Raw genomic sequence first — 22,889 nt, forward strand, 5'->3', positions numbered from 1 at the left:
CGAACATCGGTTCGTGCCACGTCTGGGGTCCGGGATTCCGTTGGTCGCTCGCCGCGACGAGATGCGCGTGCTCCGGCAGGCGCTCGACCGGGCGCGGGCGGGCACGGCGGGCGCGGTGCTCGTCGCGGGGGAGGCGGGGGTCGGCAAGTCCCGCCTGCTCGACGAGCTGAGCGAGATCGCCAGGGCCGACGGGGCGCGCGTGCTGACCGGGCGCTGCCTGGACGTGGGTCAGGCCGGACTGCCCTACCTGCCGTTCGTGGAGGCCCTCGGCCAGTTGCCCGAGGAGGTGCTGGCCGAGGTCAGGTCGCGGCCGGCCCTGGCCCGCCTGCTGCCGGGCGCCGCCGACGACGAGCCGCTCGAACCGCCGGGGGGCAGGGGCGGCGAGGACATGGGCCAGCTCCAGCTCTTCGAGGCGGTCCGCCGCGTGCTGACCGAGCTGTCCCACGAAGGCTGCGTGCTGCTGGCCCTGGAGGACCTGCACTGGGCGGACGCCTCCACCCGCTACCTGCTGTCCTTCCTGGTCTCCCGGCTGCGGGGGCAGCGCCTGCTGGTCGTGGCCACCTACCGCAGCGACGATGTGCACCGCACGCACCCGTTGCGCCCCGTGCTGGCCGAGCTGGTCCGGCTGCCGGCGGTGGAGCGGCTGGACCTGCGCCCGTTCGGCCCGGCCCAGACCCTGGAGTTCGTCAGGGCGCTGGCCGACGAGACCCTGCCCGACGACGTCGAACGGGAGATCGCCCGGCGCTGCGAGGGCATCCCGTTCTTCGCCGAGGAACTCCTCGCCGCCTGCGCCGAGTGCGGCGTGCCCACCGCGCTGGCCGACGTGCTGCTGGCCAGGATCGAGCGGCTGAGCCCGCCCGCCCAGCGCGTCATCCGCCTCGCCTCCGTGGCCGGCCGGATCGTCTGCCACCACCGGCTGCGCGCCCTGTCCGACCTGGAGGACGCCGCGCTCGACGAGGCCCTGCGGGAGGCGGTCACCCACCACGTGCTGGTGCTCGACGCCAGCGGCGACCACTACCGGTTCCGGCACTCCCTGCTGCGCGAGGCCGTCTACGCTGACCTGCTGCCCGGCGAGCGGGCGCGGTGGCACGCGGCCTACGCGGGGTTGCTGGCCCGCGAGGAGGGCGTGCGGGGCGTCGCGGCCGAGCTGGCCCACCACAGCATGGAGAGCCACGACCTGACCACCGCGCTCACCGCCTCGCTGCGCGCCGCGACCGAGGCGGCCAGGGGCTGCGCGCCCGCGGAGGCGCTGCGCCACCTCGAACGGGCGTTGAAGTTGTGGAGAAGGGTGCCGGACGCCGAGGAGGTCACCGGCACCGACGAGGTCGCGCTGCTGCGCAGGGCCGCGTACCACGCCGGCGTCTCCGGCGAGCCGGAGCGCGCGCTCGCGCTGGCCCGCGCGGCCATCGACCTGGTCGACGAGCGGTCCGACCCCGAGCTGGCCGCCGACCTGCGGCGTCGCTACGCGCAGGAGGTGCTGGCCAGCCCGGAGGGCCGCCCGGCCCACGCCGTGGACATGATCGAGCACGCCTGGCGGCTCGTCGAGGACCGGCCGGCCAGCTCGGCACGGGCGTGGGTGCTGGCGGTGCGGGCGCGGGTGCTGTGCTCGCTGTACGCCGACGAGGTCGCGCGGCCCCTCGCCGAGTCCGCCGTGCTGGACGCCAGGGCCAGTGGCGTCGCCGGCGCGGAGGTGGACGCGCTGATCACGCTCGCCGTGCTGGACCAGTGCAGGGGCGACGTCGACGCCGCGTGCGAGCGCCTCGTGGTGGCCAGGGACAGGGCCGCGGAGACCGGCGCGTGGTCGGTGGAGCTGCGGGCCTGGTTCAACCTCGCCGCCAACCGCTACGAGCAGGGCAGGGTGGCCGAGGCCCTCGCCGTGCTGGAGGAGGGCGTGCGGCGGGCCGAGAGCATCGGCATGGTGTGGAGCAACTACGGCCTGGAGGTGCGGGGGCTGCTGGTGGTCGCCCGCTACGCCCTGGGCGACTGGGACGGCAGCGTCGCCGCGGCCGAGCTGGGGCCGGACTCGGTCCCGGGCATCGTGTCGGCGCGGGTGCCGGCCTCCGGCCTGTACGTGAAGGTGGCGCGGGGCGAGTTCGAGGCGGCGGGGGAGCTGCTTCGGCAACTGCGGCCGCTGGCTCCCCGCGACCTGCACGTCGCGTCGATCACCGGGGCGTGCGGTGTCGAGATGGCGCTGTGGCGTGACCGGCCCAGGGACGCGGCGCGGCGCGCGGTCGAGGCCCTCCAGAACGTCGACGGGTTGCAGGAGAACGCGGCGGCCGGCCTGCGCCTGGCGGCCATGGGCGTCACGGCGTACGCCGAGCTGGCCCGCCGCGCCCGGCAGCGCAGGGACTGCGCGGGGGAGCGGTCGGCGGTGGCCGAGGGCGAGGAGATGATGACGCGGCTGCGGCGGGTCGCCGAGCGCGTCCGGCCCCGGATCGGGATGCTCGGCCCGGAGGGGCGCGCGTGGATCGCCCGCGCCGAGGCCGAGTTCGGGCGGTTGCTGGGGCGGGACCGGCCGGAGGCGTGGCGCCCGGTGGTCGAGTTGTTCGGCGAGTACAACGGCTATCTCCAGGCGGTGGCGCGCTGGCGCTGGGCGTCGGCGCTGTTCGGGGCCGGCGACCGCGAGGAGGGCGTCCGGCAGCTCCGGCTGGCCCTCGACACCGCCGAGGAACTGCGGGCGGTCCCGCTGGCCGACGCGGTCCGCGCGCTGGCGCGGCGGGCCAGGGTCTCCCTGGCCCAGCCGGGGAGCGAGGAGCCGGAGCCCCGTCAGGCGCTCGACCCGCTCACGCCCCGCGAGCGCGCCGTCCTCGACCTCGTCGCCCAGGGGCGCACGAACCGGCAGATCGGGGACGAGCTCTACATCAGCGAGAAGACGGTCAGTGTCCACCTGTCGCGCGTGATGGCCAAGCTCGGCGCGACCAGCCGCGCGGAGGCGGTCGCCCTCGCCTACGACCGGGACCTCCTCGTCACCGCGAAGGCCGGCTGAGCCGCCGGTCCCGTCGACGATCCCGCCGCCGGCCCCCGGTCGGGGCGGCCTCGCCGTGTCGGTGTCGCCGTGACGGTGTCGCCCTGACGCCTGTCGCCCTGACGGTGTCGCCCTGACGCGCCACGCGACGAGATGCCGGGCGTCCGGGTGGACGTGACCGACACCGCCCGTCCGGCTCTGTCGCCGCCGCCACGCGCTCCGCGATGATCACCCGTTGGAGTGATCGTCGGAGTTGGGGAGCGGGCGTGGGCAAGAAGCAGCTTCAGGTGCTGCTCGGGGTGGTGGTCCTGGTCCTGGTGGTGGCCGGGGCCCTCTGGGGTGCGAAGTACGGCGAGCTGACCGAGGTCCCGTCGTCCGGAGCGCCGTCGGCCGCGACCGGGTCCCCCGCCGTGCCCGCTGTGCCTGCCTCGGGAGAGGCGGCGGCCAATCTGGACAAACTCAAGGTGGCCCCGTGGCACGCCATGACGGGCTACTCCCGGGAGAAGTTCAAGCACTGGGTCTCCCAGGGGGAGGGCTGCGACACCCGGGAGACGGTGCTCAAGCGGGACGGCAAGGACGTGCGGACCGACAAGGAGTGCCGCGCCACGTCCGGCACCTGGGTCAGCGTGTACGACGGCAAGACCGTCGAGAAGGCCGAGGAGCTGGACATCGACCACGTCGTGCCGCTGGCCAACGCCTGGCGCACGGGCGCGGCCGACTGGACCGACGAGCGGCGCAGCCAGTTCGCCAACGACCTCAAGGGCCCGCAGTTGCTCGCGGTGACCGCGAGCACCAACCGGGGGAAGGGCGACCAGGACCCGTCCCAGTGGAAGCCGCCGGCGCGGTCGTACTGGTGCGAGTACGCGACCCGGTGGATCACGGTCAAGCACGAGTACGGGCTGTGGGTCACCCAGGAGGAGAAGGCGGCGCTGCGCGAGATGCTCGGCACCTGCGGCACGACCCCTTCCACCCGATAGGGGATTGCTGCCCGGCCGAACGAGTGGTTGAACAAGATCACACTGGGTGGTCAGGGAAGGCGTCCCTAAGCTCGGGTCGGTCGGGGTCGGGAGGAGGGAAACCGCATGGACGCGCGTGTCGCACGCATCGCCAGGGTGGACAACCGCCGGGGTGAGGACCCCAGGCCGTGGCCCGAGGTCATGCGCCACGCCCTGGAGCGGCAGGTCCGCGACGACGGCCACTTCGTCGTGGTGGCGTTCCCGCCCCGCGTGCCCCAGGAGGCGGGGCGCGCCGGCCGGGAGCCGGAGCGCATGACGGCGTTGCGGGACGAACTCACCCAGCGGTGCGCCGGCATCGGGTACGTCGTGGACGTCGAGCTGCCCGCGCAACGCCAGGCGCACGCCGAGGAGGGCCGCCGGCTGTTCGGCTGCCCCGTCGAGGTGCTCTCGCCGGACGAGGACTGGGCGGCGTGGGCCGAGGACCAGCTCGCCCGGCACCTCAGCGGCGACCGGACGGGCTGAGCAGGGCCAGCAGGTCGTCGGCGGACCGGGTGTTGATCACCTGGTCCGCCGACACCCCGCACTCCTCCGCCCGCTGGCACCCGTACCCCAACCAGGAGAGCTGGCCGGGGGCGTGGGCGTCGCTGTCGATCGCGAACCGACAGCCCAGCTCCACCGCCAGCCGCAGCAGCCGGCGCGGCGGGTCCAGCCGCTCCGGCCGTGAGTTGATCTCCACCGCGACCCCGTGCTCGGCGCACGCCTGGAAGACCTCCTTGGCGTCGAAGGTCGACTCGGGCCGCCCCCGACCGGTGACGATCCGCCCCGTGCAGTGGCCCAACACGTCCACGTGCGGATTGGCGACGGCGGTGACCATCCGGTCGGTCATCTCCCGCTCCGGCATCCGCAGCACCGAGTGCACGCTGGCCACGACCACGTCCAGCTCGGCGAGCAGGTCCTCGCGCTGGTCCAGCCGGCCGTCGGCGAGGATGTCCACCTCGATGCCGCTGAGCACGCGGAACGGCGCCACCCGGCGGTTCAGCTCGGCGAGCACCGCGAGCTGGGCCCGCAGCCGCTCGGCCGACAGCCCGTTGGCGATCGTCAGCCGGGGCGAGTGGTCGGTGAGCACGATCCACTCGTGGCCCAGTTCCGCCGCGGTGGCCGCCATCTCCTCGATCGGGCTGCCGCCGTCGGACCAGTCGGAGTGGGTGTGGCAGTCCCCGCGCAGCGCCGCGCGCAGCCGCTGCCCGCGCGTCAGCTCCGGGGCGTCCCGCTCGGTCAGCTCCACCAGGTAGTCGGGGTCCCGGTCCGCCAGGGCCTGGCCGATCACCTCGGCCGTGGTCCGGCCGATGCCCGGCAGGTCGGTGAGCGCGCCGACGGCGGCGCGCCGGCGCAGCTCGTCGATACCGGCCTCCTCGGCGACGGCGGCGGCCCGCCGGAACGCCCGCACCCGGTAGGTGGCGGCTCCGGTGCGCTCCAGGTGGTAGGCGATCAGGCGGAGCGCCCGCGCGGGGTCCACACCGCCTGTCTACCCCACGCGTCGACGCCCGGCAGGGCGAGGACCCGTGGCGTGCGCGTCGCGCACCAGACGGGAGGCGCCGGAGGCGTTCGGCGCGTCGGGCGCGCCAGAGTGCTCAGAGCCGCCCTCAGAGCTGAGGGTCGTAACAGCCCCTGGCGTAGTGGGCCAGCGCGGCCCGCACGACCCTGGCGTGCTCCCTGACCTCGCGGCGCGACCGGTTGCCCCCGCCCAGCGGGTACAGCCGGATGCCGCCCTGCTGGGGCCGGAACCTGTGGCCGACCAGCGCGGCGGGAACGTCCACACCGGACGCGAGCCACGCCACCACGTACTGCCGCCGCCCCCGGCCAACCACACCGATCCGGGTGATGTGGTGCCAGTCCAGGTGTCGGCGACGCCGACCCTGGCAGAGGGTCACGCCGACCGGGCTGACCACCAGCTCCAGCCGGGGCAGCGCCGCCCTGACCAGGGAGAGCACGCCGCTGCCCGCGAAGTAGGCGAACGCCAGCACGGCCAGCAGCTCCACGCCCCGGTCCCCCGCCGTCCCCCGGGTGTTCAGCAGGTAGCCGAGTCCGGCGGCCAGGGTGAGGCCGAGCAGGCCGAAGAACACCGAGCCCCCGGCGGCCGCCGCGAACCGCACGCCCTGGGCCATCGCCTGTTCCAGGCGCTGCGCGGCCGCCTGGGTGGCGGCCTTCGCGCGCTGCCGCGCGAGCCGGCTCGCCCTGGCCTTCTCCACCGCCCGGGACACCGCCTGCGCGGCGGCGACGGGCAGCGACGGGCCAGGGGGCTCGTCGGGCGGCTGCTCGGTCGACGCGGGCATGACCTGCGTCGGCGGTTTGGCCGACGGGGGCGGGGGGAGCGGCGCGGGCGGAGCGGGAGCCGGCGCGTCGGCCGCGGCGACCAGGGTGGGCTGTCCCACCGGCGGCGCGACCCTGGTGGGGGCGGGTCGGGGCGGTGGGGGCGCCGCCCGCGTCGGGGCGGGCAGGCGCGGTGGCGGTGGCGCGGCGACGAGCGCGGTGCGTTCGTCGATGAGCGTGGTGACCGCGGCCGGCAGCCACCGCGTCGCGTCCCTGGTCGACCCGCCGACGTCACCGATCGCGGTCAGCAGTTGCTCGGCCGTGGGGCGGGCGGCGGGGTTCTTGGCCAGGCACGGCCCGACCAACGCCCGCAGGCCGGGGGTGAGCCGGCTGAGGTCCGGCTCCGCGTGCACGACGCGGTAGAGCATCGCGGTGGTGTGGCCGTCGCCGAACGGGCCGACGCCGGTCGCGGCGAACACCAGGACCGCGCCGAGGGAGAACACGTCGCTGGGCGGCCCGATCTCGTCCCCGGTGGTCTGCTCGGGGGAGAAGAAGCCGGGGGTGCCGAAGAACATCCCGGTCATGGTCAGGCCGGCGCGCTCCAGCGCCCGGGAGATGCCGAAGTCGATCACGCGGGGGCCGTCCGCGCCGAGCAGGACGTTGCCCGGCTTGAGGTCCCGGTGCACCAGGCCGGCGCCGTGGATGGCGACCAGGGCCTCGGCCAGGCCCGCGCCGAGCAGGCGCACCGCGTGCTCCGGCAGCGGCCCGTGCCGGGTCACGGCCTCGTGCAGGGTGGGGCCGGCCACGTACTCGCTGGCGAACCAGGGGCGCGGGGCCTCGGTGTCGGCGTCGACCACCGCGGCGGTCCAGAACCCGCCGACGGCCCGCGCGCTGGCCACCTCGCGCCGGAACCGTTCGCGGAAGGTGGGGTCCTCGGCCAGTTCGGCCTTGACCACCTTCACGGCGACCGGCCGGCCGCCCCGGGACCGGGCGAGGTACACCGCGCCCATCGCGCCCCGGCCCAGCCGCCCGAGCAGTGCGTAGCCTCCCACGCGGTCCGGGTCGTCCGCCGACAGCGGTTGCACGAGCTGCTTCCTCCCCACGTCCACCCGACCCCGAGCTTAGAGAACCAGTCGGGGGCCTCGGCGTCCCTGATGCCGACCCTGAGTCGATCTCGGGGTCGGCCGAGGGGCCTGACCGGCCCTGGCCAGCTCACACCGCCACCGCCGGGAACGGGGAGTAAGGGTCTGTGCGCGGAACGGAGTGCCCGGGATGGGCCGGATGACGGATTCGCCCGAAGGGGTTGCGGCTTCAACTACCAGGCTGCATAGTAGGCGCGTCCGCGTGCCGATCGGCGGTTTCCCCCCTCACGCCCGCCGCGGACGTCCCCGTGAGCGGCGGGTGGCCCGGCGACCCCCAGACCGGGCCACCCGCCGCTCGCCTTTCCCGGGGCTGACCGTTCGGGTGCGGTCCTCCCGGCGGGTGTTGTTCGCCCGGCGGGGTGCTCACGACTGGTCCTTCCGTCCGATCTGACGAACGGGAGACGTCCCGTCACGCCCGCTGGCAGGTGGGTCAAGGGCGTCTCGGCGAGCGAGCGAGCGCGACGAGGTCGAACGCTGTGTCAACCGGCTCGGGGTCGGGTTCGGCTGAGGGGACCGTCCACTGTGGACCACGAGGTGGCCGGGGTGGCGCTCTGCCCGTCGTGAACCCATGGCCCGCAGAAGCGTGTAGTCGCGCCAAAATGCTAGTGGCTGCACCTTTGAAGTGACGGCGATCTTCTGGGGGTGCGAGCAGCGTCATCCGCGTGTTGTCGGAGTGAGGCCGACACCGTGCTCGTGAGGCGGCGGCACGCCCTCGCTGCTCGGCACTCCCCAGGCCACCCCTCCAGCCGGCATGCGGTGCGCGGTTGGTGGTAGGAGGGGCGGATCAACCAGGCGCCGCGTTCGGCGAGGAACGGCCCAGATCGCGGGAGACGCGGGCCTTGTCGGCGGTGATCGGCAGACCGGGGCGGTCGGCGAGCAGACCGGGCTCGTGGTCGCGGATCGCCATGGGCACCTGCCGCTCCTCGATCGTCGGGTCGGCCGGGGCAGACCAGGTTGCCCCTCAGGACGGCGGTGTTCGCCCAGGTTCTCCCGTCGCCGCGGACCTCGGCTCGCCGTCCGAACCAGCGCGCGCCGTGCTGCCCTCCGCCCTCGCGTCCGGTGAGGACGGGTGCCGCGCGGCGAGGCCGTCCACCAGCGCCCGCAGGGCCAGCTCGAAGCTGTCCCTGTCGATCTCGTCGGCGTGGGCCCGCAGCCGGTGCGCCTGGCCGAGGTTCGGGAACCGCTCGGCGTACACGCCCTCGTCGTCGACGAAGCCCCCCGCGAACGACCCCAGCGCCGCGCCGAGGACGAGGTACCGCACGGCCGCTCCGATCATCGTCGCCTGCCGGGGCGGCCACCCCGCCCTGACCAGCGTGCCGTGCACCGCGTCGGCCAGCCGCAGGGACGCCTCGCGGTCGAGCGGCTCCCGCGCCAGGAACGGCACGATGTTGGGGTGCGCGGCCAGCGCGGCGCGGTAGGCGCGGGCCCACCCGAGCACCGCGTCGCGCCAGTCGTCGGCGTCGAGGACCCGAGGGTCCACCTCGGCGACGATCGCGTTGGCCACCTCGTTGAGCAGCGCTTCCTTGGTGCGAACGTGGTTGTAGAGCGAGGCCGCGCGCACGCCCAGCGCCTCGGCGAGCCGGCGCATGGACAGCGCGGCCAGCCCCTCCTCGTCGAGGATCCGGAGCGCCGCCGCGCGGATGCGGTCCGGCGAGAGCCGGGGCGTGCTGGGGCGGGGCATCGCGTCCTCCGTGACCTCGCGGCGCCGGCGTCGGCCGTCGCGTCCCGGTCGCGCGTTCGGCTCTTGTCCCGAGCGGGCGGACCGGCCTAGGGTGCCCACAAAACTAACGTCGTTAGTTTAGTGAGGTCGCCATGCCGCGCCCAGCCCGTCACCGCAGCGCCAGCGACCCCCTGCGTTCGTCCCGCCGGTCTTCTTCTCCGGCCACCGCGTTCCCCGTGCCGCCGCCCTTCTTCTGCCATCGCCTTTCTTGCGCACTGCCCAGTTCGTCCCGTCAGCACCGCGACCCGCCGCCCCTGCCGGCGGCGCGCCGTCGAAGCGAACAGGAGGGTCCACTGTGGACTTCGGGTTGACCGACACCGAACGCGACGTCCGGGACTGGGTGCGCACGTTCGTCCGGCGTGAGCTGCTCCCGTGGGAACCGGAGGTGCTGCGCAGGGAGCGGCGCGGCCTGCCCGGCCTGCCAGAGGAGAAACTCCGCCGGCTCCGCGAGGTCGCGCGCGAGGCGGGTTTCTGGGGCGTGCAGACACCCACGGAGTACGGCGGCATGGGCCTCGGCGCGGTGTTGACCGCGTTGGTCGAGGTGGAACTGGGCCGCACCTTCGTGCCGTTCTCGTTCGGCGGGGCCGCCGACAACATCCTCTACGCCTGCGACGAGGAGCAGCGCCAGCGGTACCTGCTGCCGACGATCGCCGGCGAGCGGGTGTCGTGCTTCGCGCTCACCGAGCCGGGCGCCGGGTCGGATGCCAAGGCGATCCGCACCAGCGCCCGACGCGACGGGGACCACTGGGTGATCGACGGCGAGAAGACGTTCATCACCCACGGCGACGAGGCCGACTTCGCCATGGTGTTCGCGGTGACCGACCGGGAGCGGGGCGCCGACGGCGGCATCACCTGTTTCCTGGTGGACCGGGAGATGGGGTGGACCTCCGAACCCATCGCGACGATGGGCGAGTGGGGCCCGGCCTCACTGGTGTTCGACGGCGTGCGCGTGCCGGCCGGCAACGTCCTCGGCGAGGTCGGACAGGGCTTCGCGCTGGCGATGCGGTGGATCGGGCGCGGCCGCTACCTGTTGCCCGCGCGGGCGTTGGGCGCGTGCGAGCGCCTGCTGGAGATGGCGATGGACCACGCCAGGAACCGGCACACCTTCGGCGCCCCGATCGCCGAACGCCAGGCCATCCAGTGGATGATCGCCGACTCCGCCGTGGAGATCGAGGCGTTGCGGTGGCTGGTGTTGCACGCCGCGTGGCAGGTCGACGCGGGCATGGACTCCCGGCACGCGCAGTCGGTCGCCAAGCTCTACGGCGGCGTGAAGGCGAACGAGATCGTCGACCGGGTGCTCCAGATCCACGGCGGCATGGGCTACACCAGGGAGCTGCCGGTCGAGCGGTGGTACCGCGAGCTGCGGCTGCTGCGGATCTACGAGGGGACCGACGAGATCCAGCGGCGCACGATCGCCAGGAACCTGTTGCGGGGACACGTGTCCGTGGGCGGCGCGCTCGGCTGAGGAGGGGCGAGGAGATGGCGTTGGACCCGAACCTGGTCGGATGGTCCGAGGGGCCGTGGGAGCGGAGCTGGACCGCCGACGACGCGTTGCTGTACGCGGTGGCGGTGGGCGCGGGCCAGGACGACCCGGTGGCCGAACTCGCGGTGACCACCGAGAACACCGCCGGGGTCGAGCAACGCGCCCTGCCGACGTTCGGCGTGGTGCTCGCCCAGTTCGGTGGGCCGCAGGAGATCCCGCTCGGCGACGTCGACCGCGCGTTCGTCGTGCACGCCGAGCAGTCGCTCACGGCGCACCGCCCGCTGCCGGTGTCCGGACGGATGTCCCTGCGGCGCAGGATCGTCGACGTGTTCGACAAGGGGTCGGGCGCGTTGGTCGTCGTGGAGACGGAAGGGTCCGATGTGGACGGTCCACTGGTGACGGCCAGGTCGTCGGTGTTCGTCAGGGGACAGGGCGGGTTCGGCGGCCCGCGCGGCGAGAGCGCGCGGTGGTCCGCGCCGGAACGGGAACCCGACGCGGTGCTCCGGTTCCGCACCGCCGTGAACCAGGCGTTGGTGTACCGGCTGACCGGCGACCGCAACCCGCTGCACTCCGACCCGGCGTTCGCGCGGCGGGGCGGGTTCGACCGCCCCATCCTGCACGGTCTGTGCACCTACGGGATCACCTGCCGCCTGTTGGTCAACGCCCTCTGCGGCGGGGACCCCACGCGCGTCACCGGAATGTCCGGCCGGTTCACCCGTCCGGTCTGGCCCGGCGAGGAACTGGTGGTCTCGGTGTGGGAGGCGGAGGACGGGACCGCCGTCTTCCGCACCGCCAACGGCTCCGGCGAGACCGTGCTGGACCGGGGGTGGTTCGCCGTCCGGTAACGATGCGGGAGTGTGTCGCCCGGATCACACCACGGGTCTGCGTATGGTGGTCGGGGTGCCGCGTTCCGCGTCGCGGGGTGTCGGCCTTCCCGGATGGTCGATCACGGACGAACACACGGAACGGTGAAGATGGCGGCGGGCAGCTACCAGGCGTACCACCAGCCGGCGCGGGGGCGCGCGCCCCGACGGAAGCGCCGCGTCGGACGGGTCATCGGCGTGCTGGTCGTGTTGTTGCTCCTGCTCGTCGCGGGCGGCTGGATCTACCTCGACAGCTCCCTGCGGCGCGTGTCGGCCCTGCCCGACTACCCGAACCGGCCGGCCAAGGGCGCGGGGACCAACTGGCTGCTGGTCGGCTCCGACAGCAGGGAGGGCCTCAGCGAGGAGGACCGCGACGCGTTGAGCACCGGCGGCGCCGCCGGCCAGCGCACCGACACGATCATGTTGCTGCACCTGCCCGACGGCGGCGGGCCGGCCACGCTCGTCAGCCTTCCCCGCGACTCCTACGTGCCCATCCAGGGCAACGGGCGCAACAAGCTCAACGCGGCGTTCGCCTGGGGAGGCCCACAGCTTCTCGTGCGCACGGTCGAGGAGGCCACCGGGCTGCGCATGGACCACTACGCCGAGATCGGCTTCGGCGGCTTCCGGGACATCGTCGACGCCGTGGGCGGCGTGGAGATGTGCGTCAAGGAGCCGATGAAGGACCCGTTGGCCGGCCTCGACCTGCCGGCGGGGTGCCAGGAACTCGACGGCGCGCAGGCCCTCGGCTACGTCCGCACCAGGGCGAGCGCCCGCGCGGACCTCGACCGCGTGCAGCGGCAGCGGGAGTTCCTGTCCGCGTTGGTGTCGAAGGCGACCAGCGTCGGCACGCTGGTGAACCCGTTCCGGATGATCCCACTGGTCACCAGCGTTCCCGGCGCGGTGTCGCTCAACGACGGCGACCACCTGCACCACGTCGCCGCGATGGGGTGGGCCCTCAGCGGCTCGCCGGTGACCGGCACCGTCCCGATCGGCAGCACCGGCAACGCGCCCAACGCGGGCTCGGTCGTCTACTGGGACAAGGCGCGCGCGAGCCAGCTCTTCGAGCTGCTGCGCCAGGACCAGCCCGTGCCGGCGGACCTGCTGAAGTAGGCCGCAGGAGGGACCGAGGGACCGACGCCCCGTCGCCGGCTCGGCGATGGGGCGTCGACGGTTCGGCGCTGGTTCGGCGCTGGATTTTGTGTCGGCTCAGCGGCGGGGATCGAGGCGGAAGACCGGGTGGTCGGCCGCGCTGCGCAGGAAGTCCTCCTCCGGCGCGTCGGCCGAGGCCACGCCCAACAGGGCGGGCGTGTTCGCCAGCATCGACCGGCGCACGTACTCGCGGAGCACCGGAACCGCCTCCCGCGCCGGCACCTCCACGGCGTGCACGTGTTCGATGTGGTTGCCCACGCGCAGTTCCGCCTCCGGCTCGGCCCGCAGGTTGCGCGCCCAGTCGGACTCGCCGCGCCGGGACACCACGTACCGGTTCTCGCCCACCCACAGCACCTTCAGCGGCGTGGACCGCAGTCGGCCGGTGTGGCGTCCCGGCACGCACAGGAGCTGGGTGTCGGCGAACCCGCGGCCGAGCCGCCCGACGAGCAGCCGGGCCAGGGGCGTCAGCACGGCGCGCTCCCACCACGGCGGCGGCTGGTAGCCCGTCGGCCGGCGGCTGACCGCGCGGCGCGCCACGAGCTGGAGGTCCTCGCGCAGGAGCCGCCCGAGCAGGGGCGCCACGGCGGGCAGGATCTGCGCGAGGGCGGGGTGTGCGGCCTCGACCTCCCACCGGTGGCGGACCAGCGTTCCGCCGGCCGTCGACTCGTGCTCGACGTGGTAGACGCCCCCGAGCGGGCTGTCCTGGACGCGGTGGACGGCGCGGTGCGGCGGCTCGTAGACGATGTGGTCGGCGGTGTGCCGCAGCAGCACCGGCCCGATCTTGCGGACGAGGGTGTAGCGGGGTGTCCCGTCGGGGCGCAGCTCATGGTCCTCGACGGCCAGGGTGATGTCGGACAACGCGACGTAGCCGCGCAGGGCGTCGCCGTAGAACAGGTCCCACGTGCGGTCGAGGTCGAGTGGGACGACGACGGAGGCTTCGGCCGTGGGCATGTCAGCCTTCCTCGCGCTCGGTGCGCCCCCTCCAGAGCAGGGTACGTCGCGCGCCCTGGCGAACCGAGCGGCGCGGGGGCGGCTGGTCGGCGTTCGGGGTGCGTGGTGCGGGCAGCGGCGGAACGTCGCCCGCGTCGATGGCGGCCCGGGCGTCCTGGTGGGGGTCGGCGGAGGGTCTGCCGTTGAACAGCAGGTTCAACGCGATGGCCGCCACGGTGCCGACCGAGATCCCGGAGTCCAGGACCGTCCGCGCGGCGTCGGGGAGCTGCTCCCAGAAGGTCGGCGCGGCGAGGGGGATCATGCCCACGCCCAGCGCCACGCCGACCACGAGCAGGTCGTGCGGCCCCCGGAAGCCCGACCGGCCGAGGGTGCGGACACCGCTGGCCGCCACGGTCCCGAACAACGCGATGCCCGCGCCGCCGAGCACCGGCGACGGGATGGCCGCCACCAGGGCGCCCAGCGGCGGCAGCAGGCCGAGCAGCACGAGCACGCCACCGCCGACCGCGACCACGAACCGGCTGCGGACACCGGTGAGCTGGACCAGGCCGATGTTCTGCGCGAAGGCGCTGCACGGGAAGGCGTTGAGGACGCTGGAGAGCGCGGAGGCGGCGGTGTCGGCGCGCAACGCCCTGGCCAGCTCGCGCGGCCCCACGGGGCGGCCGACGACCTCGCCGATCGCCAGGGCGTCGGCCGTGCACTCGGCGAGGATGACGAGCTGCACGATGAGCATCGACACGATGGCCGCCAGCTCGAAGCGGGGCGCGCCGAAGTGGAACGGCGTGGTGATCCCGACCAGGTCCACGCGCGTGACCTCGGACAGGTCCGCCATGCCCAGCGGGACCGCGACGACGGTGCCGACGAGCAGGCCGAGCAACACGGAGATCCGGCCGACGAAGCCCCGAGCGAACCGTTGCACCAGCACGATGAACAGCAGCACGCCGAACGCGACGGCGAGGTTCCTCGGCGAGCCGAAGTCGGGCGCGCCGGCGCCGCCCGCGCTCCACTGCACGCCCACCTTGAGGATCGACAGGCCGATCAGGGTGATCACCGTGCCGGTGACCAGGGGAGGGAAGAACCGCACCAGCCGGCTGAACCGCCCGGCGATGGCCAGCCCGACCAGCGACGACACCAGGGCGGCCCCGAACACCGCCGGCAGTCCGCCTCCGCCGTGCACGACGAGCACCATCGGCGTGACCGCGGCGAACGTGGGGCCGTTGACGAACGGCATCCTGATCCCGAACCGCCACACGCCCAGCGTCTGGACGAGGGTCGCCACGCCGGCCATCACGAGCGCCGCGCTGACCAGGTAGGCGAGGTCGGGGCCGCGCAGGCCGGCCGCCGCGCCGACGACGAGCGGCGGGGCGACCACGCCGGCGTACATGGACAGGATGTGCTGGAGCCCGAGGGTCAGGGTCCGCCCCGGGGGAAGCACCTCGTCGACCGGGTGGACCGGGGGTCGGGACGCCGCGTCGCCGTCCGTGTCCGCTGCCGTGCTCGTGGTCCTGCCTCGCCTCACGCCGACCTCCCGATGGGGTGACGCGACGCCCGTGCGTCGCGGGTGCGGCTCCGGGCGGCGGGGCAGGGGCCCCTGGCCGCCCGGGTTCCGGCAGTGAACCACTGTGACTGGTGAAGTGGAATATTTCTTCCGAGTCGCGGAAGCGATTCGTGTGAAGCTCCAACATCCCGGCATCCACAGAGTCGGCGGATCCGCCAGCAGGCGACGGGGATTCTCCGCAGGTCGGACCGGGGGAGTCGGACAAACACGACAGGGGAGCTTTCCCGGTCTTTCCGTTTCCTTTCCGTTCATCTTGGGCCGGCGGCATCACTCGATCTAGCGTCGCCGCCAGCCGGGCTGTCACCCGGTCGGACCCTGTTTCCCCCTGTTGGAGTGACTCATGGCTGGACAGTTGTCACCGGCGTCGTCACCGACGGCGTCACCGGTGTCGTCGCCGCGGTTCGACAGACCCGCCGGCCGACGCGGCCGCACGGCCGCGGCCGGCGTTGCCGCGGCGGTGCTGCTCGGCGCCACCACCGGCCTGCTGGCCGGCGCCGCGCCGGCGGCGGCCGAGCCCGCCACCGCGACGGGCGGCGTCGAACCCGCCCTCGCCTCGGTGGTGAGCGGGAAGCTGCTCGCCGAGCAGGGCGCCCAGATCGCGACGACCTACGGCGCGCCCGGCTTCCAGGCCGCCTCCGGTGACGTGCTCGTCGAGGGCAAGCGCACGTCCCGGGACCGCTCGTGGGTGTTCGGCGGCAGCGTCGTCCGCGTGCCCAGCACCACGCACGCCTCCCCGGTCACCGCGTTGTTCGTGGGCCACCGCGTCGACGGCCGGTGGCAGGTCGAGCTGGAGGGCAACCCCGGCTTCGCCGCGCTGGTGCGCTCGGCTCCCGCCGAGGTGGTGCGCGCCGACGAGCGGGAGACCCTGGCGCGCACCGCGGCGCCCGCCGCCGAGGCCGCCGGTCTCGGCCTGGCCCTGCCGTGGACGCGGGGACAGGCGTGGGGGTCGGCCGGCGTGCACGGCGACTCCGGCACCTCCCGGCCGTTCAACGCGATCGACTTCAGCGGCGGCGACGGCCGGGTGCTGGCCGCCAGGGCCGGCAAGCTCTACCGGTTCTGCACCAACGCGCGCTGGCCGCTGATGAAGCTGGTGCACGACAACGGTTGGACCACCGGCTACTACCACACCCGCAACCAGACCTCGAAGGGCGAGGGCGCCCAGGTCGCGGCGGGTGAATACCTCGGCCAGACCGGCAACGAGCTGCCCTGCGGCGGCAGCTCCACCGGCGCCCACGTCCACTTCACGCTGTGGCAGGGCAACCGCCCGGTCTCGGTGAACGGCAAGACGATCGGCGGCTGGACCTTCTACGAGGGCTCGCGCCCGTACTCCGGCTACGCCGAGCGCAACGGCAGGCGCATCAACCTGCCCGGCGGCGGGATCGTCAACTACGGCGCGGACAACGACACCACGCCGAGCGCGACCGTGCGCAACAACGGGGGGACCGTGAACCTGCGGAGCGGTCCCGGCACCTCCTACGACGTCGTGGGCACCGTCCGCGACGGCGACGTCGTGCAGATCGTCTGCACCGCGCGGGGCGACGAGCTGACCGGCCCGTGGGGCAACAGGAACAACGTCTGGGACCGGCTGACCAACGGCAGGTGGATCTCTGACGCGTTCGTCGACACCGGCACGAATGAGCCGGTGGCACCAGCCTGTAGCTGACGAGGGGCGAGGATGCCCGTACGGCCGCCGCGCGTAGCGGTCGCGGCACGCCGTACGGGCATCCGCCATGTCCGCGCTAGAGCCTGTCCTCAAGTCTGGTGTGGCTGATCTGTTTGATGCCGGGGCGTGTTGCGCAGGCAGGAGTTGACCGGCGAGCAGTGGCAGCCAATGGAGCCGCTGTTGCCCGTCTCCGGCGTAACGGGACGCCCGTGTGGATGAGGCATCCGTGTGATCAACGGGATGGCTGCTCAAGGCGAAGACGGGGGTGGCATGGCGTGACCTGCTGGCGGGCACCGGGCGCCAAGGTGATCACGCTGTCGGCCGTCCCCGGCTTTCGCTCCCGCCGCCTACCCACGCCGCACCGTGGTCAACTTGTCCTAGCTAGGGGTGATCGATCTGGCAACGCTGCTCACCGGCTTTTTGCGGGCAGCCCTCAGGGTCCGTTCTCAATGCTGGTGTGGCTCATCTGGATCCTGCACCGGCGAGCAGTGACACGCGATCGAGCCGCTGTTGCCCGCCCTTCGGTGCGAAGGGACGCCTACGAGTGGATGAGGCGTGGCGTGATCAAGAGGGTGCTGGTCAGGGCGAAGACGGGCATGGCTCGACCTACCGGAATGGCATGGCCCCAACCTTGACCATCTGGTGACGCGGATGCGGATGACCGCCGAGGCGATTGACGAACGTGACCGGGAGGTCCCGGTCTCCAGCACCGTTCGCGCCCACCGACCCACCTCCGGCACCGCCGCGCCTCCGAGTCCCCGCACAGGGAGGGCGGATCGTGCGGCGGCCAACGTGAGTCAGGTGATCAGGCCGTCGGCCGCTCCCGGCGCTTTCGCTTCCGCCGCCTACCGACGCCGCACCGTGGTCGATCGCCGTTTCAACCGGTTGAAGTAGTTCCGCGCCATCGCTGCTCGCGACGACATGATCGCCTTGTCCTCCGAGGGATGATTGATCTGGCAACGCTGCTCACCGGCTTTGAGGGCAGCCCCGAGGGTCCGTCCTCAAGTCTGGTGTGGCTGATCTGTTTGATGCCGGGGCGTGTTACGCAGGCACGAGTTGACCGGCGAGCAGGGCAGGTGATCGAGCTGCTACCACCCGCCTCCGTCGCGAAGAGACACCTAGATGAGGCGTCGCGTGATCAATGGGATGGCTGTTCCGGGCGAAGACGGGTGTGGCGTGGCCTTCCGGAACGGCGTAGGCCAGCCCTGGGAGAGGTGTCGACAACCGGTTCTGGCGGTGGTCGTCCCACCGGAATCCTGACCACCCCGATGACAGGGGTGCGGAGTGATCGCCGAGCGATCAACGAATCCGACCGGGAGGTCCCGGTCTTCAGCACCGTTCGCGCCTACCAGCACGCCGCGGCGCCCGCATCCCGTCCCACACGGGGGAGGGCGGATCGTGCGGCGGGCACGGGAGCCAGATGAACACGCCCTCGGCCGCTCCCGCGACTCTCAACCCGCCGCCTACCCACACCGCACCGTGGTCGAACGCCGCTTCAACCGGGCTCACGCGGACCCGCCCTCTCGCCACTCGCGACGACAAAACCGTCATCTCCTACCGAGGGATGATCTGGCCACCCTGCTCATCTGGCTTTGAGGACAGGCCGAAGGGGCGTCCACGGAGGACGAAGCATCCGTGTGATCAGCGGATGCTGGTCAGGGCGAAGACGGGCATGGCTCGACCCACCGGAATGGCATGGCCCCCACACAGGGGAGGGCGGATCATGCGGCGGGCACCGTGAGCCAGGTGGCCCGTTCTCGCCACCCGCGAGGACATGACCGCCATCTCCTCCCGAGGCGTGATTGACCTGGCCATCCAGGTCATCTGGCCTTGAGGACATGGCCTACCGCCATTCCCAGCACATGCCGTGCACTCCGGGAGCGCATGCGGTGAGGACCATGTGGGCGCTGTGCGAACTTCCAATCCACAGTGGACGGACAAGCTGGCGCGGCGCGTTCGCGTCCCGCTGCTGGAACTGCTCGCACCGCACGGGGAGCGCGTGCGGGTCGAAGGTCACCTGGAGCACGTACTGGTGCACGTTGCCCCGCAGCCGCCGGTCGTAGCTCTCGGTCGGTACGTCGCTGTCGGCGAACCGCAGCTCGTACTCGATGATCGCGGTCTCCCCGGCGTTGAGCACCCGGTCGAGGATCAGCTCGATGACGCAGTACCCGGAGTCGGGACAGGCGTGGACCCGGCCGAGGCGGCCGTAGCGGACCAGGACGTCGACCGGCGCGGCGCGCGCCGGCTCGTCCGCCCGGTACACCGCCAGCCAGCGGTCCACCCCGTCCGCCTCGGCCCGGAGCACGTGGCTGACCACGAGGCGCCGCTCGGCGCGGTCGGGGCCGAGGACGTAGTGGTCCCGCAGGCTGATCGAGCGGATCCGGCGGGAGTGGTCCGGCCCGACCGCCGCGACCAGGCCGGCGAGGCCCGCGTCCCACAGCCGGGCGTCGTCCAGCGCCGCCACGGCCACCCAGCGCCCCCTCGGCCGGCGCGGGCCGAGCAGGCTGATCAGCGAGTCCTGCGGCAGGCCGAGCACGCCCTCCAGCACCCGGACCGCCCGCAGGGACTCGGCGCGCTCGGGCCGGCTGCGCCCCCGCTGCCAGTAGCTCAGCGTCGTGAGGCTGACCTGGACGCCGTGCTGGCGCAGCCGGTGCTGGATGCGCTCCAGCGCCAACCCCCGGTTCCTGATCGCGATGCGCAGCGCGTCGGGGAAGGGGCCGTGGCGCAGCGCGCGCGCCAGCTCCCGGTCCCGCACCTCCGCCAGGGTCCGCGCGCGGACGAACCCGTCGGCGGCGGTGGCGGGCCGGAGCGCGTCGCCGCCGGGCGGGTGCCCGCCGGCGGGGGAACCGGGTCGGCCACGCCCGCCGCCGACGTCGACCGCGCCGCCTGGAGCGCCACCCATCGTCTCTCCTCGATCTGGTGCGTGACGGCGGCACGTCGAGGATGACCGGCGCGGCCCGCGCCGAGGTAGGGCTGATCGGCCTACTCCTCGACGCGCGCCAGTGGTTCGTGGAGGGGTGCGACCCCCTCCACGAACCACTGTCCTGACGAGAACCCCTCCTGGCCGAGGGGTCGGCGTCCGGCAGCCGGCGTCACGGGCCTCGGTCAGGCCCTGGGCGCCGCCGCGAGCGTCCACACGGCATGCGCGATGGCGTCGGTGTGCCGGTCCAGCGCGGTGTCGTTGATGTTGCTCGTGGTGTCGCAGGACCGGTGGTAGCACCGGTCGAAGGCCACGTTGGCCTGTCCGCCCCACTTCTGCGCCTGGGCGCTGGTCTTGCGGCCCTCCGCGCCGGTGAACGTGCCGCCGGCGGGGATGCCCACCGAGATGAACGGGCCGTAGTCCGAGCGGCCGTCGAAGTCGGTCCCCTCGGTGGGCACGTTGATCGAGCGGAAGTAGTCCTGGATCACCTTCTCGATCTGGGCCGACCCGGCCGGCCCCGGCCCCGCGCCGACGCCGTCGGAGTTGTCGCCGTCGTAGACGAAGTAGCCGGCGTTCGGTGAGCCCACCATGTCGAAGTTCAGGTATCCCTTGATCTTCGACCGCTCGGCGGACGGCAGGTTGTTCACGTAGTACCGCGAGCCGCGCAGGCCCAGCTCCTCGGCGCCCCACCAGGCGAACCGCAGGTGTTGGCGGGGCTGGAGGTTGGCGCGCGCGACGGCCAGCGCGGTCTCCAGGATCGCGGCGGAGCCCGAGCCGTTGTCGTTGATGCCGGGACCGGCGCCGACGCTGTCGAGGTGCGCGCCGACCATCAGCACCGCGTTGGCGTCGCCGCCCGGCCAGTCGGCCAGCAGGTTGTAGCCAACCGCGCCGCTGGTGGTGAACTGTTGGACCGTCGTGCGGTAGCCGGCGGCGTCCAGCTTCGCCTTCACGTAGTCCAGCGACGCCTTGAACCCGGGTCGCCCGTGGGCCCGGTTGCCGCCGTTGGCGGTGGCGATGGACTGGAGTTGTTGCAGGTGGGCCTTGACGTTGGCGACGGGGATGTCCGGAGCGGCCAGGGGAGCCGGGCTGGCGGCGGCCGGAGCGGCCAGCGCGAGCGCGGCGACGCCGGCCAGGGTGGTGGCGGCGCGCAGCAGGCGCGCGGGGAGCACACGGGACATGGGTGCCTTCCCTTTCCGTGCAGGGGGAACGGTCGGGTGAGCACGGCTCAACATCTCCGTTGCCGGTGGGTGGCCACAAGGCGACGGGCAGTCTGTGAAATCAACAGACAACGGCGGCGGTGGTCGGAAGTCCGGACGAGCGCGCGGGTCGGCCGTGAGGACGCGTCCCGGATGCGGCAGGCTGGGCAACGCCGGTGAGAGGGGAGCCTCATGCAGGTGCGGTGTGTTCGCGTCAGACTCCGGGCCGGAACGGCCGACCGCGTGCGCGGCGCGGTCGCGGGATGGTCCCTGCGACGGGACGAGGCGCTGGAGTCGTTGCGGGACGAGGGACTCGTGCGGGAGAGCGTGTTCCTCGAACACACCGGGGAGGGCGACTACCTCCTCCTCGTCCAGACCGGGCGGGACCTGAACCTGGCCGCGGAGCGGTTCGCCACCTCCGCGTTGCCCCTCGCCGCGGAGAAACGACGCCTGCTCACCGAGGTCACCGAGCACGCGATCGCGATCGAGCTGCTCGCGCACCACGACCTCGCCGAGGACTGAGCGCACCAGTCGTCACGGCGTCCCGATCGCTCCGGTCGCTCCGGTCGCTCTGGTCGTTCCGGTCTTCGCCGTCGCCTCCGCGGTCTCCATCGTTGTGGCCGTCTCGGCTGTCCCGGTCCTCGACGCGGCTGTTGTCGACGCCTGTCCCGGCCGTGTCGTGGGGCGTGGCTGTCGGGCGGTGGCCGTGAGGTGATGGCCCGGCCGGCCACGGGGCCGGCGGGAGGAACCGGACCGGCCGGACGCGTCGAGGCGGGTCCGCTCCCCGCACCCCGGGACGCGGCCGCTCGGCGGGCTGCTGATCAGCGGTTTCGCATTGCTCCACGCCCGCTACCGTGTGTCGGGTCCATGGCACGACCTTCGCGATGTCCCGTCGCACCGGTCGGGGACTCGCCGGACGTGGGGGTCCGGTGTGCCGACCCGCGACGGGAGGCGCCCCTCCGTCGTGGTCCGCCGTGCCTTCGTGCCCCGAGCGTCGAAGGAGCACCCGTGACCCGAAGACCCGTCAGCGCTCTCAGCGCCGCCCTCGTCGTGCTCGCCTGGGTCGCCGCGCTCGCCGTGACGACACCGCAGGGGGCGGTGGCGGCGGAACCCGGCGCGCCGTCCGCCGCGCGTCCGGCGAACTGCCTCGGCCTGACCTGGTCCATCCGCCAGCAGCGGTGGACGGCCGACCTGGTCCACGTCGGCAACGACCGGCACAGCGACCCCTACCGGGGCGACACCCCCTGCGACACCGAACTCCCCGTGCTGTGCCTGGTGAAGCGGAACCTGCCCGTCCCGCCGGGCATCACCCCCGACTTCTACGCGGGATGGAGCGGCGGCACCGTGCGGATCACGAGCCCCGTCTCCGGGTGGGCGCTCACCTCCCGCGCGGCGGCCGACGCCCTGTGCGCCCGCCAGTTCGGCGCGGGCTACCGGATGGCCGAGTTCCACGACGGTGGCGGTGGCTGGAGCTGGTGGGCCAACGGCAACCTCAACCGGTTCTGGGCAACGGTGAACGACCAGCCGTCGAGCCCGTGGAACACCACGACGGGCAAGGCCGTGACGTGGGTCGTCGCCAAGCAGGACCCCGACAGGGACCTGGTCAACGTGCACGCCGACCAGCGCACCGAGGGCTACGTGGGCGACACGCCCGTCGGCACGCGGCTTCCCGTGCTGTGTCTGCGCCAGGACGGCAGGGCGAACCCGGGCGGGCTCACCCCGTTCGACTACTACAACGGGTGGGCGGCGGGCGAGGCCCGGTTGGCCCCCGCGATCGCCGGCAGCTCGTTGACCTCCCGCGCGGCGGCCGACTCCTACTGCTCGCTGCACTTCGGCGCGGGGTGGCGGATGGGCGAGCACCACGACGGCGGCGGTGGCTGGGGGTGGTGGGCCTCGGGCAACGTGTCCCGGATGTGGGTGGCCATCAACGACCAGCCGGCCAACCCGTGGGACGTCCGCTGACCTGAGCGCGAGGGCCGGCGGCGGCGTCCCGCGACACCGCCGCCGGCCCCGTCT

17 protein-coding genes are annotated in these 22,889 nt (G+C 73.5%); 9 read left to right on the forward strand and 8 right to left on the reverse strand.

What is annotated here, in order from left to right; all coding sequences use genetic code 11:
• Nucleotides 1-13 precede the first annotated feature (13 nt).
• The 3 genes from LX15_RS07015 (at nucleotide 14) to LX15_RS07025 (ending at nucleotide 4,443) form a co-directional block, all read left to right on the forward strand.
• The gene (locus LX15_RS07015) at nucleotides 14-2,986 is read left to right on the forward strand and encodes a helix-turn-helix transcriptional regulator (protein ID WP_308213420.1); all 2,973 of its coding nucleotides are present in this window, start codon (nucleotides 14-16) and stop codon (nucleotides 2,984-2,986) included.
• A 245-nt stretch (nucleotides 2,987-3,231) separates the two neighbouring features.
• Nucleotides 3,232-3,942 carry an HNH endonuclease family protein gene (locus tag LX15_RS07020; protein WP_253668676.1) on the forward strand — a complete coding sequence of 237 codons (711 nt, stop codon included), beginning with the start codon at nucleotides 3,232-3,234 and terminating at the stop codon, nucleotides 3,940-3,942.
• Nucleotides 3,943-4,047: 105 nt separating this feature from the next.
• On the forward strand, nucleotides 4,048-4,443 hold the full coding sequence (locus LX15_RS07025; protein WP_253668677.1) for a hypothetical protein: 396 nt from the start codon (nucleotides 4,048-4,050) through the stop codon (nucleotides 4,441-4,443).
• Here the strand turns inward: LX15_RS07025 and LX15_RS07030 are convergent.
• From LX15_RS07030 to LX15_RS07040, 4 genes are all read right to left on the reverse strand, one after another.
• Nucleotides 4,421-5,437, reverse strand: a complete 1,017-nt coding sequence (locus LX15_RS07030) for a PHP domain-containing protein (protein ID WP_253668678.1) — start codon at nucleotides 5,435-5,437, stop codon at nucleotides 4,421-4,423. The genes LX15_RS07025 and LX15_RS07030 overlap by 23 nt on opposite strands.
• Before the next feature lie 127 nt (nucleotides 5,438-5,564).
• On the reverse strand, nucleotides 5,565-7,340 hold the full coding sequence (locus LX15_RS32285) for a serine/threonine-protein kinase (protein WP_308213421.1): 1,776 nt from the start codon (nucleotides 7,338-7,340) through the stop codon (nucleotides 5,565-5,567).
• Between the two features lie 817 nt (nucleotides 7,341-8,157).
• Nucleotides 8,158-8,286 carry a hypothetical protein gene (locus LX15_RS32290; RefSeq protein ID WP_301304165.1) on the reverse strand — a complete coding sequence of 43 codons (129 nt, stop codon included), beginning with the start codon at nucleotides 8,284-8,286 and terminating at the stop codon, nucleotides 8,158-8,160.
• Between the two features lie 48 nt (nucleotides 8,287-8,334).
• Nucleotides 8,335-9,054, reverse strand: coding sequence for a TetR/AcrR family transcriptional regulator (locus tag LX15_RS07040; protein ID WP_253668679.1), 720 nt, complete (start codon nucleotides 9,052-9,054; stop codon nucleotides 8,335-8,337).
• A gap of 334 nt (nucleotides 9,055-9,388) precedes the next feature.
• Between LX15_RS07040 and LX15_RS07045 the strand changes: the two genes are divergently transcribed.
• The 3 genes from LX15_RS07045 (at nucleotide 9,389) to LX15_RS07055 (ending at nucleotide 12,549) form a co-directional block, all read left to right on the forward strand.
• Nucleotides 9,389-10,558 (forward strand): acyl-CoA dehydrogenase family protein, encoded by a 1,170-nt coding sequence (locus LX15_RS07045; protein WP_253668680.1) that lies wholly within the window; start codon nucleotides 9,389-9,391, stop codon nucleotides 10,556-10,558.
• A 14-nt stretch (nucleotides 10,559-10,572) separates the two neighbouring features.
• On the forward strand, nucleotides 10,573-11,421 hold the full coding sequence (locus LX15_RS07050; protein ID WP_253668681.1) for a MaoC/PaaZ C-terminal domain-containing protein: 849 nt from the start codon (nucleotides 10,573-10,575) through the stop codon (nucleotides 11,419-11,421).
• Between the two features lie 129 nt (nucleotides 11,422-11,550).
• The gene (locus tag LX15_RS07055; RefSeq protein WP_253668853.1) at nucleotides 11,551-12,549 is read left to right on the forward strand and encodes an LCP family protein; all 999 of its coding nucleotides are present in this window, start codon (nucleotides 11,551-11,553) and stop codon (nucleotides 12,547-12,549) included.
• Between the two features lie 96 nt (nucleotides 12,550-12,645).
• Here the strand turns inward: LX15_RS07055 and LX15_RS07060 are convergent, their stop codons facing one another.
• Together LX15_RS07060 and LX15_RS07065 are read right to left on the reverse strand one after the other, a co-directional pair.
• Nucleotides 12,646-13,539 carry a nitroreductase/quinone reductase family protein gene (locus LX15_RS07060; protein ID WP_253668682.1) on the reverse strand — a complete coding sequence of 298 codons (894 nt, stop codon included), beginning with the start codon at nucleotides 13,537-13,539 and terminating at the stop codon, nucleotides 12,646-12,648.
• 1 nt (nucleotide 13,540) lies between these two features.
• Nucleotides 13,541-15,055: a nucleobase:cation symporter-2 family protein gene (locus tag LX15_RS07065; RefSeq protein ID WP_253668683.1), complete on the reverse strand. Its 1,515-nt coding sequence runs from the start codon at nucleotides 15,053-15,055 to the stop codon at nucleotides 13,541-13,543.
• A 424-nt stretch (nucleotides 15,056-15,479) separates the two neighbouring features.
• On the opposite strand from LX15_RS07065, the gene LX15_RS07070 reads away from it, so the two are divergent.
• Nucleotides 15,480-16,757: a peptidoglycan DD-metalloendopeptidase family protein gene (locus LX15_RS07070; protein ID WP_253668684.1), complete on the forward strand. Its 1,278-nt coding sequence runs from the start codon at nucleotides 15,480-15,482 to the stop codon at nucleotides 16,755-16,757.
• A 1,843-nt stretch (nucleotides 16,758-18,600) separates the two neighbouring features.
• Here the strand turns inward: LX15_RS07070 and LX15_RS07075 are convergent.
• Both LX15_RS07075 and LX15_RS07080 read right to left on the reverse strand, forming a co-directional pair.
• Entirely contained in the window at nucleotides 18,601-19,659 is a 1,059-nt protein-coding gene (locus LX15_RS07075; protein ID WP_253668685.1) for an XRE family transcriptional regulator, read from the reverse strand.
• A gap of 203 nt (nucleotides 19,660-19,862) precedes the next feature.
• Nucleotides 19,863-20,855, reverse strand: coding sequence for a M28 family metallopeptidase (locus LX15_RS07080; RefSeq protein WP_253668686.1), 993 nt, complete (start codon nucleotides 20,853-20,855; stop codon nucleotides 19,863-19,865).
• Between the two features lie 216 nt (nucleotides 20,856-21,071).
• Here LX15_RS07080 and LX15_RS07085 point away from each other — a divergent pair, with 216 nt between their 5' ends.
• Entirely contained in the window at nucleotides 21,072-21,395 is a 324-nt protein-coding gene (locus LX15_RS07085; protein WP_253668687.1) for a DUF6176 family protein, read from the forward strand.
• A 486-nt stretch (nucleotides 21,396-21,881) separates the two neighbouring features.
• Nucleotides 21,882-22,835 carry a hypothetical protein gene (locus tag LX15_RS07090; protein ID WP_253668688.1) on the forward strand — a complete coding sequence of 318 codons (954 nt, stop codon included), beginning with the start codon at nucleotides 21,882-21,884 and terminating at the stop codon, nucleotides 22,833-22,835.
• The last annotated feature ends 54 nt before the right edge of the window (nucleotides 22,836-22,889 follow it).

Source organism: Streptoalloteichus tenebrarius (assembly GCF_024171885.1).
Lineage (GTDB): Bacteria > Actinomycetota > Actinomycetes > Mycobacteriales > Pseudonocardiaceae > Streptoalloteichus > Streptoalloteichus tenebrarius.

Excerpts from the sequence above, each read along its gene's own strand:
- LX15_RS07040 (WP_253668679.1), bottom strand. The coding sequence starts at position 9,054 with ATGCCCCGCCCCAGCACGCCCCGGCTCTCGCCGGACCGCATCCGCGCG.
- LX15_RS07060 (WP_253668682.1), bottom strand. The coding sequence starts at position 13,539 with ATGCCCACGGCCGAAGCCTCCGTCGTCGTCCCACTCGACCTCGACCGC.
- LX15_RS07050 (WP_253668681.1), top strand. The coding sequence starts at position 10,573 with ATGGCGTTGGACCCGAACCTGGTCGGATGGTCCGAGGGGCCGTGGGAG.
- LX15_RS07055 (WP_253668853.1), top strand. The coding sequence starts at position 11,551 with ATGGCGGCGGGCAGCTACCAGGCGTACCACCAGCCGGCGCGGGGGCGC.
- LX15_RS07080 (WP_253668686.1), bottom strand. The coding sequence starts at position 20,855 with ATGTCCCGTGTGCTCCCCGCGCGCCTGCTGCGCGCCGCCACCACCCTG.
- LX15_RS07075 (WP_253668685.1), bottom strand. The coding sequence starts at position 19,659 with ATGGGTGGCGCTCCAGGCGGCGCGGTCGACGTCGGCGGCGGGCGTGGC.
- LX15_RS07025 (WP_253668677.1), top strand. The coding sequence starts at position 4,048 with ATGGACGCGCGTGTCGCACGCATCGCCAGGGTGGACAACCGCCGGGGT.